Annotated in this window: 10 protein-coding genes and 1 other annotated feature; of the genes, 9 read left to right on the top strand and 1 reads right to left on the bottom strand. The window is 37.3% G+C overall.

The annotated features are described in order from the left end of the window. Window positions 1–382: 382 nt before the first annotated feature. Window positions 383–2,752 (bottom strand): helix-turn-helix domain-containing protein, encoded by a 2,370-nt coding sequence (locus JOD18_RS15665; protein ID WP_204670073.1) that lies wholly within the window; start codon window positions 2,750–2,752, stop codon window positions 383–385. Between the two features lie 504 nt (window positions 2,753–3,256). Continuing rightward, window positions 3,257–3,507, top strand: a binding site (T-box leader). Between the two features lie 51 nt (window positions 3,508–3,558). Here JOD18_RS15665 and JOD18_RS15670 point away from each other — a divergent pair. From JOD18_RS15670 to JOD18_RS15710, 9 genes are all read left to right on the top strand, one after another. Further along, on the top strand, window positions 3,559–4,266 hold the full coding sequence (locus JOD18_RS15670; RefSeq protein WP_204670074.1) for an SAM-dependent methyltransferase: 708 nt from the start codon (window positions 3,559–3,561) through the stop codon (window positions 4,264–4,266). Between the two features lie 556 nt (window positions 4,267–4,822). Beyond that, window positions 4,823–6,574, top strand: coding sequence for a sensor histidine kinase (locus JOD18_RS15675; protein ID WP_204670075.1), 1,752 nt, complete (start codon window positions 4,823–4,825; stop codon window positions 6,572–6,574). Continuing rightward, a complete protein-coding gene (locus JOD18_RS15680) occupies window positions 6,567–8,156 on the top strand; it encodes a response regulator transcription factor (protein WP_204670076.1) in 1,590 nt (529 codons plus the stop codon). Before JOD18_RS15675 ends, JOD18_RS15680 begins: the two co-directional genes overlap by 8 nt. 473 nt (window positions 8,157–8,629) lie before the next feature. Further along, on the top strand, window positions 8,630–10,288 hold the full coding sequence (locus JOD18_RS15685; RefSeq protein ID WP_239588164.1) for an extracellular solute-binding protein: 1,659 nt from the start codon (window positions 8,630–8,632) through the stop codon (window positions 10,286–10,288). A 98-nt stretch (window positions 10,289–10,386) separates the two neighbouring features. Beyond that, the gene (locus JOD18_RS15690) at window positions 10,387–11,247 is read left to right on the top strand and encodes an ABC transporter permease (protein WP_204670107.1); all 861 of its coding nucleotides are present in this window, start codon (window positions 10,387–10,389) and stop codon (window positions 11,245–11,247) included. Window positions 11,248–11,254: 7 nt separating this feature from the next. Further along, window positions 11,255–12,136, top strand: coding sequence for an ABC transporter permease subunit (locus JOD18_RS15695; RefSeq protein ID WP_204670108.1), 882 nt, complete (start codon window positions 11,255–11,257; stop codon window positions 12,134–12,136). Window positions 12,137–12,206: 70 nt separating this feature from the next. Then, a complete protein-coding gene (locus tag JOD18_RS15700; RefSeq protein WP_204670077.1) occupies window positions 12,207–14,054 on the top strand; it encodes a glycoside hydrolase family 127 protein in 1,848 nt (615 codons plus the stop codon). Between the two features lie 355 nt (window positions 14,055–14,409). Further along, a complete protein-coding gene (locus JOD18_RS15705) occupies window positions 14,410–16,323 on the top strand; it encodes a hypothetical protein (RefSeq protein WP_204670078.1) in 1,914 nt (637 codons plus the stop codon). A gap of 107 nt (window positions 16,324–16,430) precedes the next feature. Continuing rightward, window positions 16,431–17,012 carry a hypothetical protein gene (locus tag JOD18_RS15710; protein ID WP_204670079.1) on the top strand — a complete coding sequence of 194 codons (582 nt, stop codon included), beginning with the start codon at window positions 16,431–16,433 and terminating at the stop codon, window positions 17,010–17,012. Window positions 17,013–17,066: the final 54 nt, after the last annotated feature.

A 17,066-nucleotide genomic window follows, 5' to 3' on the forward strand; every position in this document is an offset into this window, starting at 1 on the left:
CTTGATTGAATACAATCAATCAGCAAAGGCCTTCGGTCGTCCGATCAGCATTGATAATTATTTTTAACCCATTCTACTCACATTTATGTTATATGTCAATAGTCTTTCATTTATATAAAAATAAGGTCTATCCATTAAATTTGCCAAAATGCCACTGACAAAATTGCTCATGTTGAAGTTGATTAACCTAATCACTAAAAGGGTTTGAATAACATAGCTTAAATTAATGCGAGAAACGAATGACCACTTCCGTTAAAAAGGGAGATTTGCTCTTTTTATTATAGATAAAATAAGGTTATGCTGCTCTTCTAATTCCTCTAAAAAAAGCTTGAATCTAATGTAAACTCTGCAACTATCGTTTTATCACAATCTCAGATGATAATTAGTATATTTCTTTGGAATCTAATTCTTTTGGGTTGTTTTTTTCTCGAAATTTACCTGGGGTCAGTCCCTCATTTTTTTTAAATATCCTGATAAAGCTATGTGTATTATTATATCCAACTGTTTTTCCGATATCCTTTACACTGAGAGAGCTATGAATTAATAAGTCTTTTGCTTTTTCAATCCGTAAAGAAATTAAGTATTCCATAAACTTAACACCTGTTTTTTGTTTAAACAAACGACTGACATAAGAAGAATCAAGGTTTAATTTATCCGCAATACCATTAAGCGAAATTTCCTTATTATAATTTTGATTTATATAGTCCACAATTTGATTGGAAATATCCGGATGATTCTGATTTAATTGCTCTTTTAGTAAGCTTATAAGTTCCTGTGTATATTTTGTAATCCATGCTTCTAGTTGATCCAATGTATCGAACTGCATGACTTTGTTGTATAATTCAACATCTTCATCAGATGTTCCCGTTATACCTAATTCTGCGCTTTCATGAGTTAGTGAGGTGAGAAGTTCTAATATAATATGCTGGGCCAAAACAAACGGATAATTTTCATATTTTCTAATAAACACAAAGAACTCATCCAGAGTTTGCGTGATCTTAGCGAAATCAGCCCCTTTTACGGCAATGATCATCGATTGTTCAAACTCTCTTCTTTTTTTAAATATCGTACTATCCATGCTTTTCTCCGTTTTAAACTGCCACGAACAGATAATAGAACAATTTCCTTTATATGCTCTTAATTCCAATGCTTGAAGTGCAGCTTGATAGGAATCAGCAATATGCCCAAATTGTTTAACATAGGCCCCAATCCCAATGGAAACCGTTATATCTAAATGTTTCTTAATTTGCTGACTAATTGTTTTAAAAGCTGTTAACGCTATTTCATAAAGTTCTTTTTCGTTATATTTTTGGCAGCTATTACAGACTATAATAATGTCTGAACTATCACTATTGATACAAACTACATTGAATTTTTCAGATAATATTTCCTCGGAAATTTTTTCAATAAAGTATCTGTATAAATTCTGATCGATTTCCGGATACTTTTTGATAAAATCAGCATAATTATCGATAATCAATACACTTGAAAAATAATCTTCATCAGAGAAATTAATTCCATAATCTCTCAATTTCCGTCGCTGATCCTCGTGGTGATCTGTCCGTGTATGCAGTATATTGGTTAAAAAATTCTGTCTCATAACAGGTAAATTTTTTTGCAATTCTTCTTTTAACTTTTCTTCTTTTTTTGAGAACTCTTCAATGGCGGATAAAATAAATGGAAATTCCCTTTCACTAGATGTTCTTAGCCGTTTTTCAGACAGGTTTTGTTTGGCTCCAATGATTTGAATTAACGTTTGTATTGGGTTATAGATTCGTTTCCCGATTATAAGTGCAAAGCACAGTGAGATTATAATGGAAATGCTCACTAAAGCAAGCATAAACCAATTGTTCACTTTCGTGTGCGAATAGAGCACATCGGTAGGGACGAGATAAATGTATTTCCAACCAGTAAGTGGTGATGTTACAATAGAGAATCTGTAGTTATCTCCCATATAAGCATCATCAAAATTATTTATTTCTTTATCTAATTGATTGCTGACACTTGATAATTTGTCTGGAGCTATTGATATCCCTTGTTTAATATCAAATCCATATGTTCCATCGGGATGAAGCATCCATATTTCTTCTCCCTCTCTCATTAGTTCTGCTGAGGGGCTTTTAAACAGGACATTTTTATTTAGATTCACAATAATGGCACCAGTGTTATACTCGTTTAACAATGGGAGAGGCCGGATGAGTGTAACTGGGAATGAATTTTGACTTGGGTTATTCAAGTTTATCGTATCTGAAAAAAACCATTGTTTTTCATTAGTCATTTCATTGAATGAGGTTAATAAATCTTTTTGCTCAAATTGATCTATAGGTTGTAACCCTGTGATTGCAGATTGGACCATATTAACATGTTTATAATAGACATATAATGAATCGATATAAGGGGAATTGATATAAATTTCTCTGAGTTGATATTGGATGTGATCTAATAATGGTTGTATAGTGTCCAAATCTTTCATTTCAATCGCTTTTGCTAATGTATCATTATTGGCTAATTGAATAGACATAGCGTCAATATGGTTTAACTGGTAATCCATTAATCGCCTGGTTTGCTCTAATACTTGTAAGCTTGATTTATCTATTTCTTTTTGCAGTGTATGTTGACTATGCCAATTTCCAAACAGCCCAACAAATAAAATGGGTATTACAACAAGTGCACATAAACTTAATGAGATATTTAACAAAAGTCTTCTGTACTTTAGGTTAAAGAAAAAATTTTTCAACACACCATTCCCCATCCTCCCATTTGTTCACATAGCTATGCTGAATTATTAAAATAACTAAATGAAAACGTAATCATTTTGTTGTACTGTTAACATCCGCAAAAGCCAGGGCGGAGGCAATAGCTGCAATACGTTAAACCATTTCAATAACCGTCATCGAAGATGAAATTCCCTTACCAAATGAGATATTGTCTGGTTAGACGGAATAAAAAAGTAATCTTCTGAAAAATATTTTAGTTTTATCTTATATGTAAACAGTGGAGATAGCAACCGAAGATTTTCTCATTTGTATTCTGTTGAAGGTAAGTTGGTGATGACAGGCGCAGGAAAAATCTAGCAAAAATATCTTGTTTAGCAGAATCCTTTATTCTGATTTAAATAAGGAGACGTTTTTAACAAATGGTCCTAGAATTGACAATTAGGAGATTGCTGAAAGACAGCAGCAATAGGAAATCATGCAGAGAAGTAGGGTTGACTAATCACGTTGGTTAGTATATTATCCATATTAATCTAATTTTGTAGATTGCGATGAAGAAAAATAGTAGACAAAATAGGCACGATAGAGAGCTGATGGCTGGTGAAAATCAGTGTGTTCATTTTGTTGAATGGGTTTCTGAGCAACCGAACTGAACTGACAGTAGGTTTGGCGGAAGGTCTCACCGATACAAGAGACAGTGTATCGACTAGCTTGTGTAGTCTGTACATAGAGTGCACTTATAAGGTTGTTTATAAGTGAATCAAGGTGGCACCACGGGTTCTCCGTCCTTTTTTACAGGATACGGAGGGCTTTTTTTTAATAAAAAATGGAGAGGTGATGAAGAATGAGCGGCATAGAGAAAAGCACAAAGCTAGATTTAGAACGCATTGTTTTTATTGGCAGAACTTATGAGGAGTATATCGATATGTTCTCCCTGTCACCGGATCAGCTAAAGAACAAAAAGATCCTTGATTGCCCGGCAGGTGTCTGTTCCTTTACGGCAGTTGGCTGTAAAACAGGATTAGATATAACAGCCTGTGATATTGCCTATGATCATGCAGGTGAGGATTTATACCGTAAAGGACTGCAAGATGTGGAGCATGCAATGAAACATATGGAGACAGCCAAGGGTAATTATAAATGGGATTATTTTAGTGATATAGCGGAGTTAAAGGAATATCGCTTAAGTGCCTTACAGGATTGTGTTGCAGATATGCAACAGTCCCCGGAACGCTATATCCCTGTAACTTTGCCTGTTTTACCGTTTCAGGAGAAGACATTTGATCTTTTGCTCTCTGCCCATTTCCTATTTATGTACTCCGATCGATTAGACTATTCTTTTCATATTGATTCACTAAATGAAATGCTGCGGGTGACAAAGGAAGAGATTCGCATCTTTCCATTGGTTGATTTAGCAGGAAATCGATATGAGCGGTTAGATGATGTGACGGCTTATCTGAGGGCACAGGGGCATCTGGTTGAAGAAGTGCCAGTTGGATATGAATTTCAGGAGAATGCTAATTCGATGTTGAGGATAAGGAAAAGCATCTAAATCTAGATAATAGTACAGAAATAGACTTAGACGCCAAGGAATGAGGTGTGAAGAAGATAAAACATCTCCTTTAACTTTTACCATACTTGATTGTAGAGTTAATGGTGAAAAACCGGCTAAGTTTATTTCTGTGTGCTCTTTTTTTATCCATTTATCTGTCTGTGATGATGAATATATAAAGTGGGGAGAAGCCTAACCTGAAAGGTAATACGACTGAATTCCTAGAAAACAATAATATACCCTATGAGATTAAAGGCGATATATTCCCAAAGTTGCCTTAGACAAGGCACTTTATTGCTGCGCATAAATTGGAAGAGAATGTTCTCTATTTAACGATATAGGTAAATGAATGTTAATGTGATATTATAAATAAAATGTTAAGAGAATGCTGCATATCTAACTGTTAACAACCTTACAATTAATTAATTTTGCAGAGTTTACTGTAAATAAATTCTTCCAATAGTAATGGAGTAACATTAAAATCTTTTTTTGGAAGTGATAATTTGATTTTAAATGCAGCCGTTCATCATGAAGGTGGCAAAAGGAGTGAGGTACTTTGTTTAAACATTTATGGAAGTTTTGGCCTCGAAAAATAATGAATATACTAAGTCAAGCAAAGATTCCAATTATGGTTAAACTCTTCTTTACCTTCTTAATTTTGCTGGTACCTGTATTTGTTTTTAGTTTACAATTAATTGAGGTTGGCAAGAATGAAATGAAATCGCAAATATCTAACAGTAAGATGGAGCAAGTCCAATTTTATAAAACGTCTTTAGAAGAGGAAATCGAGCGCATCGTAGCATTGCAACAGCAATATTTGAATGATAGAGATTTACAAAAGTTAAGCAGTCTCAGTTCTAGTCTTACAGAATACGAGCGAACTATCATCATTAATAGAATATACCAAAAATTAACCGTACTTAAAAATTCAAGCGCTTACATAGAAGATGTTGAGGTTAAAATACCATCCATTAATCGAAGTATATCACCAACTCGCTATATCAATGAGTATCATTTGAACGAGGATTTATATACAAACGAGTACGGTGTGATTCTAAAGAATGATCATATGTTTCTTACCATGGCTTATCCAGCTGTTAATGCTCAAACACCGCAATTTATCATAGAAATTCATCTATCCATTTCCTATTTGGAGCAATCATTACAGCAATTTACCATTAATGGGGGAGCGATTTTATTTAATCCCAATTTGCAAATGAGTACTTCGAATGATGAAGCCATTTCATCAAAAATAGTAGCTGCTTTTAAAGATCCAGATATTAGTCAAACGGAGGAACTTTCCTTATCCTCAATAGAGATTAATAATATAAATTATGTAACGATAAGTGGGAAGTTATCTTTTTCCGATACGTTTGTTATTGTCTATTTATTAGAGGATAAAATGGTAGCGACAATGAATAACTATCAAGGTTATTATTGGCTGTTGGGCGTAATAACTATTTTAATGACGTTAATGTTTTCCTACATTATCTATCAATTGATTCATAAGCCAATCAAGGTACTTGTGCATTCGTTTAAGAAAGTGGAAAAAGGGGAGTTTGATTTTAAGATTAAAAGCATTTTTAATGACGAATTTAACTATATTTATAAGGGGTTTAATCGTATGACGAGCAGTCTGCAAAGGCTTCTTCAAGAAAGCTATCTTCAACAAATACATCTTTATCAAGCCGAATTGAAACAATTACAAGTCCAAATAAATCCACATTTTTTATATAATAGTTTTTTTATTTTGCATCGAATGATCAAATACAAGCACGAGAAAGCGGAGGCTTTTTCAAAGCATCTTGGCCAATATTTCAAATATATAACCAGAAATGCTAATCAGGAAGTAATGTTAGCAGAAGAATATCAGCATATGATTTCTTATCTTGAAATCCAACAGCTGCGATTCTCTAATCGTTTAGAAGTATCTATTGAACCGCTGGAACAAAAATATAAACATATTAAAGTGCCGCGGCTTATATTACAGCCAATTGTTGAAAATGCATTTGAGCATGGATTACAAGATAAAGTATCAAATGGTAAACTATATACTTATTGCACACAGCAAATGGATCATTTCATCATTTGTGTGGAGGATAATGGTGAGATGACAGAAGAAATCGTAAAGGAATTAACAGCCTCACTCTATTCGGAACAAGGAGAGGTAACCGGACTGTTAAATGTACATCGGCGCTTGCAATTAGAATTCGGATATGAAAGCGGGATCACTTTTTCGTTAGGCAGATGTGGCGGCTTGAAAGTGATGATTAGCATTCCCATGAAAGGAGAGTATGATCATGTATAATTTGTTAATTGTTGATGATGAACCGATCATTGCAGACAGTATCCAGCTTTTGTTTGATAGTTTGGAAGAGCCTAAGCTAAATATTTTTACCAGTTATAATGCTTATGAGGCACTAGAACTTATGAATGAGAATGATATTGACATTGTGCTATCTGATATCAGAATGCCAGGAATGGACGGAATAGAACTCCAAAAGGAAATTTATAAACACTGGAAAAATTGCAAAATGATTTTCTTAACGGGTTTTAATGATTTTAATTATATACAGACAATCATTCGAAACGGTGGAAGTATTGATTATATTTTGAAAAATGAAGATGATGAAGAAATTATCCATGCTGTACGAAAGGCTGTTGCTAAAATTGAGGACGAAAGACAACAGGAACAATTATTACTTAAAAGTCAAGCAAAGATAAAAACGGCCTTACCTGTCATGCAGAAGGAATATCTTGTGGAATTAATTCACAATCAAGATCTAGCTGCAGAACAAGAAAAATTGTCAGAGTTGGAAATTTCCCTTGATCCCGATCAGGATTTAATCATGGTATTAGGCCGGATAGGCTTTACTAAGAATAACCAACCAGCTGTCGAAAAATATCTTGCTGTTTTACAACAGTTATTTACGGATGGTGCAGACCAATTGATGCAGCTTGCTACTATTTCTTATGATAAGCGCAGAATTATGCTGCTTATCCAGCCATTATTATCTCACAGTTGGTCAAAAGTAGCAGAAACAACGGCTTCGAAAGTCGAGGTAGCACAAAATCAAATGAAGAAACAGTATAGTATACCCATCTCTTTTTCTTATACTGTTCATCCCTTTCCCTGGCAGCTTATTGGTGAGTCTTTCTATCGGTTAAACATGATGATAGCTAGAGAAAGGGGTAGCAAGAAGGAAGTAATGGTACAAGATCGGGATCAGGCCAACGTTGATGTGTGCCGGCAATTAAACGTGAATGATCTGCTGCAATTGGAGGGTTATTTAGAATTAGGCGAGAAGCAATCTTTCCATCAACTGTTTTTTTCCTTATATCGCCAAGCTGAGAAAGATGGAAACAGGTCCTTATATGAACTCCTAACAGCCCTGACCAATATTATCCTCCAATACCTTAGTAAACATAATTTATATTCGAGTCTGCAGATTGATGTAGATGAGGTAATGGATCATACCCATCCTGTCAATCGATCGTTTGATCAGGCATTTCATTATCTTGTTGATTTAAGTGAAGTGATTTTTAGTAACCGAGAAAAAATGTATGAGGATTCTTATATACAGATGATTGTTCAATTACAAAATTATATTCGTCATCATCTAAATGAGGATTTATCGCTGACCAAGCTTGCTGAGCTTGTCCATCACAGTCCAACATATCTATCTAAATTATATAAAAGGAAGACAGGCCAATTATTATCAAGCTATATTGCAGAACAACGTATGGCATTAGGAAAAGAATTATTAATAACTACTAACCATAAAATCCATGAAATTGCTACTTTGATTGGTTATGCCCCACCTTACTTTATTCGCCATTTTAAAAAAATGTACGGTGTTACACCCCAGCAATTTAGAGAGAAGATATAGTTATTTATTAACTCAACCTTCGGAGTGATCTAAGCTTGATCCGTTCCGAAAGTTGAGTTATTCATACATAGAAAGAAGTTAACGTGAGAAAAAAGTAATCATCTTTTCCGCATTTCATTAAAAAAGAAATTTTACCCTGGTGCAACCATCCGTAAGACCTCGCTGATGGCGGTCTCACTTTATGCTGATTTTGCCTCCCATTCTTCTGCACAAACGGCATGTCCCAAAGACGGATATTTTCCTCTAATGGCTGAATCTAACGATCATCATTCATCTTATTGTTCAAATTCTGACTGGCTACTATACTTTTGTCTTGTCTTCCATATTCATGAACTCTGCAATTTTGCAATTGAAAAAGGACAACAAAAGTCCATAAAAAACAAAATAGTCTTATAGATTAATTTAGAAAAAGTAAGATAATAAGATAAAGAGAGCGCTTTCTTTTTAATTATGAAATAAGGGGGAAGATAGTTTTGACTAAACTGACGAAATTGTTTCTTATCCTGTTGTTTGGGTGCCTATTTATCGTTATAACTGCTTGTTCGAATTCTGATACTACAATTGATGATAACAGTAGCAGTGAGAAAGATAAGGAGCCATTTGGTAAGTATGATCCAGCTATTGATGTCTCATTCGTTAGATCCATCGATTCTACGTTAGATTTGGCTTTGGTTGATGGGGAAACAATCGAAGATAACGTCTGGTTAGATTATTATCGTGATGAATTAGGGATAAACGTTACCTATGATTGGACGGCTTCAGCAGGAGATCAATTTGATCAAAAAATGAACGTATCATTAGCTTCTGGTGATATCCCTGATTTTGTTTCTGTCAATGCGACACAATTAAATCAATTAGTAAAAGCAGACATGATTATGGAACTAACGGACCTTTATGAAGACTATGTAGCCCCATTTGCAAAGGAAGTATTAGAATCAGATGGTTCAGGTCCATTTGATGCGGCAACTATCGATGGGCAACTATGGGGGTTACCAAATATGAGCTCTTCCATAGATGGCGCAGAATTTGTCTGGGTACGTACAGACTGGCTGGAAAAGCTGGGACTGCCTGAGCCAAAAACAATGGATGATTTATTAGCTATTTCGGAAGCATTTACAACACAGGATCCAGATGGAAATGGAAAGGATGATACGACAGGACTCGCTGTTACCAAAGATTTATGGGATGGTTATGCAGGTCTTAAAGGATTCTTTAATGGTTTCCACGCTTATCCGAATATTTGGATAAAAGATGCATCAGGAGAAATAGTTTATGGATCGATTCAGCCTGAAGTCAAAGAAGCATTACAAACATTACAAGATATGTTTGGTTCGGGACAGATTGATAGGGAATTTGGTGTCAAACCAGGTGACAAAGTCGCTGAGGATCCAGCAGCAGGCCGAAATGGCTTACACTTTGGTCAGCAGTGGACATCGCTTTGGCCATTACAAGCCAATCGTGACAATGATCCAAATGCTCAATGGAAGGCTTACCCGCTTGTATCAGTTGATGATCAGCCGGCAAGGCCGCAAATCACTTTAGGTACCACTTCATGGTGGGTAGTAAGAAAAGATGTAGAGCATGAAGAAGCTATAGTGAAGATGTTTAACGGCTTTATTGAGAAAAATTGGGGAGAAACAGCAGAATTTGATAAATACTATATGCCAGACGGAGCAGAGGGGACATGGAAGCTATCTCCGCCAACACCGTCTCCTCCGAATAAAAACTTAGATGCCTTTTTAGCTATTCGTGAAGCCGTTGGGAATGACACAACAGATCAATTAGAAGGTGAAGCTAAAGTAATTAATGGTCGTGTGAGTGCATTTGAAGATGGTGATGACAGTCTTTGGGGGTGGGAACGTATTTATGGTCCTGAAGAGGGTGTTTTTGGAATCATGGATGAATATGTAAACCAGGACTTATTTATGAGAGATGAATTTAATGGTGCACCAACGCCAACAATGGCTGAGAAAAACGCCACTTTAGAACAGCTGCAGAATGAAGTATTTACAAAAATCATCCTAGGAGACGCAGATATCGATGAATTTGATAAATTCGTGGAAGACTGGAAAAGTCTTGGCGGTGAGCAGATTACTCAAGAAGTTAATGAGTGGTATCAAAATGTGAACTAATTGAATGCAGAGATAGAGGAAAGTGTGGAAATATCTACACTTTCCTCTATCCAAAGGGGGGAGATTTCTTGAGGAGTTCACAATTACCTTTATATCTCATGGTAATACCTGGTGTTTTATTAGTTCTAATATTTTCTTATGGCCCCATGTTAGGTATTGTCATTGCATTTCAAAATTTTATTCCGGCAAAAGGGCTGCTTGGGGACCAAGAATGGATTGGGCTGGATAACTTCCTATATGTACTCGAATTACCAAATGCGTTCCGGGTATTGTGGAATACACTATATATTGCTATTTTGAAAATTATTTTTGGACTAATTGTTCCCATTGCCGTAGCCATTTTAATTAATGAAGTTCGGGTGATGTCATTAAAAAGAACGATTCAGACTACCATCTATTTACCTCACTTTTTATCATGGGTTATTCTTGGTGGAATTTTGATCGATATTTTATCGCCTTCTGAAGGAATTGTTAATATGATGTTAGGTTGGGTTGGCATTGAACCCATCTTTTTCTTAGGAAATAATAGTTGGTTTCCTATTACTCTAGTCGGATCAGATATTTGGAAGGAGTTTGGCTTCGGAACCATCGTCTATCTAGCTGCCATTACGGGAATCAACCCGGAACTATATGAAGCTGCAAGGATTGATGGTGCTAATCGCTGGAAGCAAACGCTTCATATCACACTGCCAGGTATGAGGATGGTTATTGTTCTAATGGCAGTATTGAGTTTAGGCAACATTCTTAATGCAGGTTTTGAGCAAGTATTTAATCTATATAGTCCACAAGTGTATGAAAGTGGAGATATTATCGATACATTTGTTTATCGAATTGGTTTAATGGAGGCTCAGTATGGTGTTGCAGCTGCAGTGGGCTTATTTAAGTCAGTAGTATCCTGTATATTAGTTTCGCTAGCCTATTATTTAGCGTATCGATTTGCTGATTATCGCATTTTCTAAGGGAGGGATTAGGTTGGAAACAAAAGGATATAAATATTTTACATGGTTTAACAACGTCTTTTTAATCCTGCTCGCTTTAGCGTGTCTTTTTCCGCTTATACATGTATTAGCCCTTTCATTTAGCTCCAGTTCGGCAGCAGCAGCCGGTGAGGTTATGCTATGGCCAGTCGAATTCACGTTGAGCTCTTATGAATATGTAGCTGCCAAAAGTGAGTTTTGGCGATCTATGTTTGTTTCCTTTCAACGGATTCTTTTAGGTGGAACGATTAACTTTCTAGTAACTATTCTTTTAGCATATCCCATTTCAAGAGAACCAAAAGAATTTAAACCGCGGACCTTTTTAGCATGGTTTTTGTTTATGACAATGCTTTTTAATGGTGGTTTGATACCTTGGTACATTGTGATTAAAGAGGCTGGGTTATTAGATACGATATGGGCTCTGGTTTTACCAAATGCTGTACCAGTATTTAATGTTATTTTATTAATTAATTTTTTCCGGCAGTTACCAAAGGAATTGGATGAAGCAGCATATGTAGATGGTGCTGGACATTGGACGATTTTATGGAAAATCTATATTCCGCTTTCTTTGCCAGTACTTGCGACCGTTACCTTGTTTTCATTAGTCATGCATTGGAACAGCTGGTTTGATGGATTAATCTTGATGAACAAACCCGATAATTATCCATTACAGAGCTTTTTACAAACGGTTATTATTCAACAGGATTTATCAATGATTACATCTGGTGATCTTGAAGGGTTATCAGAAATCTCTGATCGAACGCTAAAGTCTGCCCAAATTTTCCTCGGGTGTTTGCCTATTTTTTTAGTTTATCCTTTCTTACAGCGTTATTTTGTAAAAGGAATTGTAATTGGGAGTGTCAAAGGATAAGCTGCTCTAAAATCAACGGAGGATTGTTCTAGCAAGAACTATTAAACATATTACGATGAGGAGAAAAAGTATGTCTTATTTTTATTGGAACGATGATACTCTTTATTATGATGGAGTGAAAATAGGTTCTATCATGAACAAACCAGATGCCGCTTTTTTATATACAGATAGTGTGGAAGAACTTGATGATGGCGTCTTTATATGGAAAAGAAAGCTAAGACATGATCAAAAGGATTGGAGTATCCTTCCAAGTCATGAAATGTGTTTTGAAATCGCCTTCCACCCTGTATATCAAATGATTCCAGGTGTAACTTATAATGGAAATGGTTGGGGAGAAGGATTAGAACCAAAAGGGTTGGAGTATAAAGGGGAAGCTTGGCAATTTGCTTATCATCGAACAGCAGTACCAGGAGGGACGTTTAGTGTAAATGATCAGTATAGTGTTGGCATGTTTGGTCACTATGAGGGGATTGATTTTTCTTGTTCATTACAGCCAAATGAACAAGGAACGAGGCATAAGTTAATATGGCCGGAACAAGAACAACCGTTAACCTATGTGAAACGAGATGGCTATGGTGAGCCCTATCGCCATCGTTGGCCTCTAGTAACAGACAACGAAACCATTCTGACTGCTGTAATTGTAGCAGATACAGTAGATGGTTCAGCCCCGGCTTGGAAAAAAATGCTTCAAGCTGCATGGAGGTTAAATATCCATCCAACAGCAACCACCTTTGATACAGATTGGATTTGGGATGTTGGAATAGCATATGCCAAAAATAGTCTGAGAGTAGAAGAGGGTAAATTTAAAGGATTTTCTATCGGTGTTCATTGGAATGATAAACAAGAAGAATGGGAACAGGCTAGGAAATATGAAATTGGTTGGTGTGGGCAAAATGCCTCACTTGCTAATTCAATGATTTATGATTATATGAAGACGAAAAATAAATCTTCCTTAGAAATAGGTCTATCAACCTTAGATTCATGGGTGGAGCATGCTAGATTACCAAGTGGTATCGTGTATTGCCATTTTGAAGCAGTTATAGATGGTGACACAACGGCAATTCAGGATGCTTGTAATCTAGGAACAGCTGCACAGCAGTACTTTGAAGCTTATGAATTATGTCAACAACTTGGAATAGAGAAAACAGCGTACAAAACACTAGCCTTAGAAATAGGTGACTTTACCGTCAGTCAAATGACCACGGACGGAAAGATCGGAAAGTCCTGGGATATACATGGGCAGCCATATGATCGAGAAGGAACGGTTGGTGCATTCCTGTTAACACCATTAATTACTGCTTATCAATATACGAAAAAGGAAAAATACTTAGACACAGCGATTAAGGGCTATGATTATTATATGAGCGGACTAATGGAAACAGGCTACTCCACAGCCGGTGCATTAGATACTTATTGTATCGATAAAGAATCCGCTATTCCATTATTGGAAACTGGTTTGGCTTTATACAAGTTAACTAACGATGCAAAGTACCTGGAACAGGCAGAATATGCGGCATGGTATTTGGCTACCTGGCAGTGGCACCATAAAGTGCATTACCCGAAAAACAGCATATTGCATCAATTAGACTATGATACATTTGGTGGTACAAGTGTTTCCACTCAACATCATCATATCGATGCCTACGGATTAAAATTTGTTCATGCATGGTTAGAACTTGGTGAATTAACAGGCGATCGTATGTGGAAGGAACGTGCAAATGCAGTGTGGGATAATGCTGTAATTGGTGTCTCTGATGGGAATTTAGAGATCTTAGGAAAAAAACGATCTGCCGGCAGTCAGGATGAGGGGTTTTTTCAAACCAAATGGGGCAGTGAATTTAGTGTATCCGAGTGGCTAGTAGCATGGCCAACGGCATTTCGATTAGAAGTGTTACGGCACGGATTTAGGCGCAGTTAGAACTGTTTGTGCAGTGGAACAACTTTTATCGCAGTGTAACTGGCTGTATGCCTCCCACTTCAAGAAATAAGGGAACACGTCATTTCTAAGTGGGAGGTTCAACAGTCAGTAACGGCCCGATTGGTTCAACTAACGATTCAGTAGGGATGGAAAAACCCCACTGAACGAAGTTTCACTTTATGCTAGACGGAAAATTCCGAAATGTTTTGCATAGTGTTGATTTTTTAACTCGGTCCAACCATCCGTAAGCCCTCACATCAGGGCTTGGTGGGATTTCAAAGAAGTTAACGGACCGAACGCTAATTACCAGATAAGTCTCCCGTTAAATAAAAATGATGTTAAGGAGAAGAGATACATGTTAAATATGGAATGGCTTGAAGGGCCGCATGGTACCGAATTTTATCTAGATGGAAAGAAGCTGGGAACGGCTGTTTCTGATAAGCAAGCAGCAGACTCATTTGTCTTGGTGGAGGACGGGGTTGTATGCTGGACGAGGCGGACAGCTACGAAGGTGAATTCGATGGTAATGCGGTTCGAGGCAGATTATGTTGCAGATTATCAGTTAATACCTGCGTTGCAGTATGATGGCAATCAATGTTACGTGGAGGATTTTATCGATGTAAGAAATGCCGCTGTAGGTAATAAAAAGTTAGAAAAAAAACATGAACCTACTTATTTCGTAGGAAACAAAGAACCTTCATCTGATAAGCCTTGGCGTTTTGGCTGGCACAGGATGAGTGTTCCTGGTGCAACCTATTCAGAGGGAGAAAATGTATCTGTGGCAATGTTTCTGCCAAAGGGGCAAAGAGATGGTGCTTGTTCCCTTTATATGAAAGAGGGAAAAACAATTCATGACATGTTATGGCCTGAGCAAGATGGCCCCTTACCGGTTATAACTGGAGGGCAGCGGGTCGAAGACTTTTGTAAGCCGATCGAAACACGATTTATTTTCCAAGTCATGCTTGTTTTGAGTCCGATAGAACAGCCGCGTTATCAGTGGTGTAAGTTATTGAAGACAGCATGGAAGCATGATTATACACGTCAACCGCCAGTCCGCTCTTACCAGAATTTATGGGATATAGGTATTGCTTATGCTAAAAGTTTGTATACGGAAGAGGAGGACGGATTCTGTGGTTTTAGCATTGGTTATACATGGAAAAATGGAGAATGGATCAAGCGTGAAAAGCAGAAGTATGAGATCGGCTGGTGCGGTCAAAATGCTTCCTTAGCTAATTCACTCCTTGTTCATGCACAGATGAATGGGGACAAGAATGCTGCAGAAATGGGCATTCGAGTACTCGATGCCTGGATAGCCGCTGCCCGTCCAAATGGTCTTATTCCCACCCACTATGATGATAACATCTACACGAATGGTTTTGATAAGACGATAGATGCTTGCAATCTTGGAACGGCTGCTATTCAATTTTTTGAGGCGGAACAACTTGCTTTCTCATTAGGATATAAACGTACAGCGTATGGGGAGATGGCACGTAAGATTTGTGATTTCACTCTGCAAATGATGAATGAAGAAGGATTTATTGCTAAAAGTTGGCTGGAATCAGATTTGTCTCCAGCCATGGAAAAAGGCAGCACAGGATCTTTTCTGATGTTGGCTTTATGTGAAGGAGCGCGCTTAACGAATAATCAAGATTATTTGGCTGCAGCAAAACGAAGCTATTTATATTATATGAACGAGTTAATGTCTAACGGCTATACGACAGGGGGAGCTTTGGATAATTTAACTATTGATAAGGAATCAAGCATCCCTTTGTTAAAAAGTAGTCTAATACTATATCAAATAACACTGGATCCTCAGTACCTTGTCTTTGGTGAACACGCGGCATGGTATTTATCTACTTGGCAGTGGCATTATTCCAAACCATTTCCAAGCGACAGTTTATTAGGACAGCTTGCTTATGATACATTTGGCGGGACAGCTGTTTCTATCCATGGCGGAATGGATCCTTATGCCCTCTTTTATGTACATGAGCTGTATGATTTAGGGGAGTACACGCAGCATACACAATGGCTGGAGAGAGCTCATGCTATTTGGGTACATGGTCAGCTGGGAATATCTGATGGAAATCTGAGGCTGGACGGGAAAGCACCTCGTCCTGTGGGCAGTCAAGATGAATCAGTAAACTATACTTATGGTTCCACAGAGAATAGGCCAACACAATGGCTTGTTGCTTGGCCGACCGCTTTCAGGCTGGAAGTTTTGAGAAAAATATTACCGAAAGGGTCAGTGTTTGCTGATAGGATATTATAACCGTTAGACAAGAAGCTATCCGTAGACTCCGGGTATAGAGTAAGCAGGACTATGGGTCAATATAAAGATTATTTTTGTATGAAAAGATTGGAAAGGAAGGGGTATAGATGCGGACATTTTATAAAAATGATAGAGAAGGCGATGATTGCTTTGACGGCCTGTCAGTGGAGCGGCCTTGGAAAACAATCTCCAGAGTTAATGAATCTACATTCCTTCCAGGAGACCGAATTTTGTTTCGATCAGGCGGCCAGTGGCAGGGGATGTTGTGTCCAAGCGGGTCTGGGAAACAAGGACAATCGATTGTGGTGGATCAATATGGAGAAGGGGAGAAGCCGCTGATAGCTGGCAATGGAGCAGAGGCTGCGGTGAAGCTGGACAGTGTGAGCTATTGGACAATTCAACATATTAGCGTAACCAACTATGCAGCGGAAAGAGCGCTCCGAAATGGTATTGCGGTTTATGGAAAAGAAGGAGCGGTTACTGCAGGGATTCATATTAAGAACTGCGAGGTGTCAGATGTTACCGGCGAAAACCGGCGGAATCTGGATACTTATCAAAGTATGTATTGGAATTCAGGCATTTATGTCAGTGTTCCGGGCCGTTCCTCGGAAACTTGTCATTTGGATGATATCGTTATTTCCGGGAACTATATTCATGATCTAACAACTAGTGGTATTCGGATTAATTAGCATGAAGATTTTATCATAGATATCTATCATACTGGTATTGTGGTACGGGATAAT

Source organism: Gracilibacillus alcaliphilus (genome assembly GCF_016909015.1).
Lineage (GTDB): Bacteria > Bacillota > Bacilli > Bacillales > Amphibacillaceae > Gracilibacillus > Gracilibacillus alcaliphilus.

Coding starts and splice junctions, on each gene's coding strand:
- JOD18_RS15665 (WP_204670073.1), bottom strand. CDS start 2,752: ATGGGGAATGGTGTGTTGAAAAATTTTTTCTTTAACCTAAAGTACAGA.
- JOD18_RS15690 (WP_204670107.1), top strand. CDS start 10,387: ATGGTAATACCTGGTGTTTTATTAGTTCTAATATTTTCTTATGGCCCC.
- JOD18_RS15680 (WP_204670076.1), top strand. CDS start 6,567: ATGTATAATTTGTTAATTGTTGATGATGAACCGATCATTGCAGACAGT.
- JOD18_RS15705 (WP_204670078.1), top strand. CDS start 14,410: ATGTTAAATATGGAATGGCTTGAAGGGCCGCATGGTACCGAATTTTAT.
- JOD18_RS15710 (WP_204670079.1), top strand. CDS start 16,431: ATGCGGACATTTTATAAAAATGATAGAGAAGGCGATGATTGCTTTGAC.
- JOD18_RS15670 (WP_204670074.1), top strand. CDS start 3,559: ATGAGCGGCATAGAGAAAAGCACAAAGCTAGATTTAGAACGCATTGTT.
- JOD18_RS15700 (WP_204670077.1), top strand. CDS start 12,207: ATGTCTTATTTTTATTGGAACGATGATACTCTTTATTATGATGGAGTG.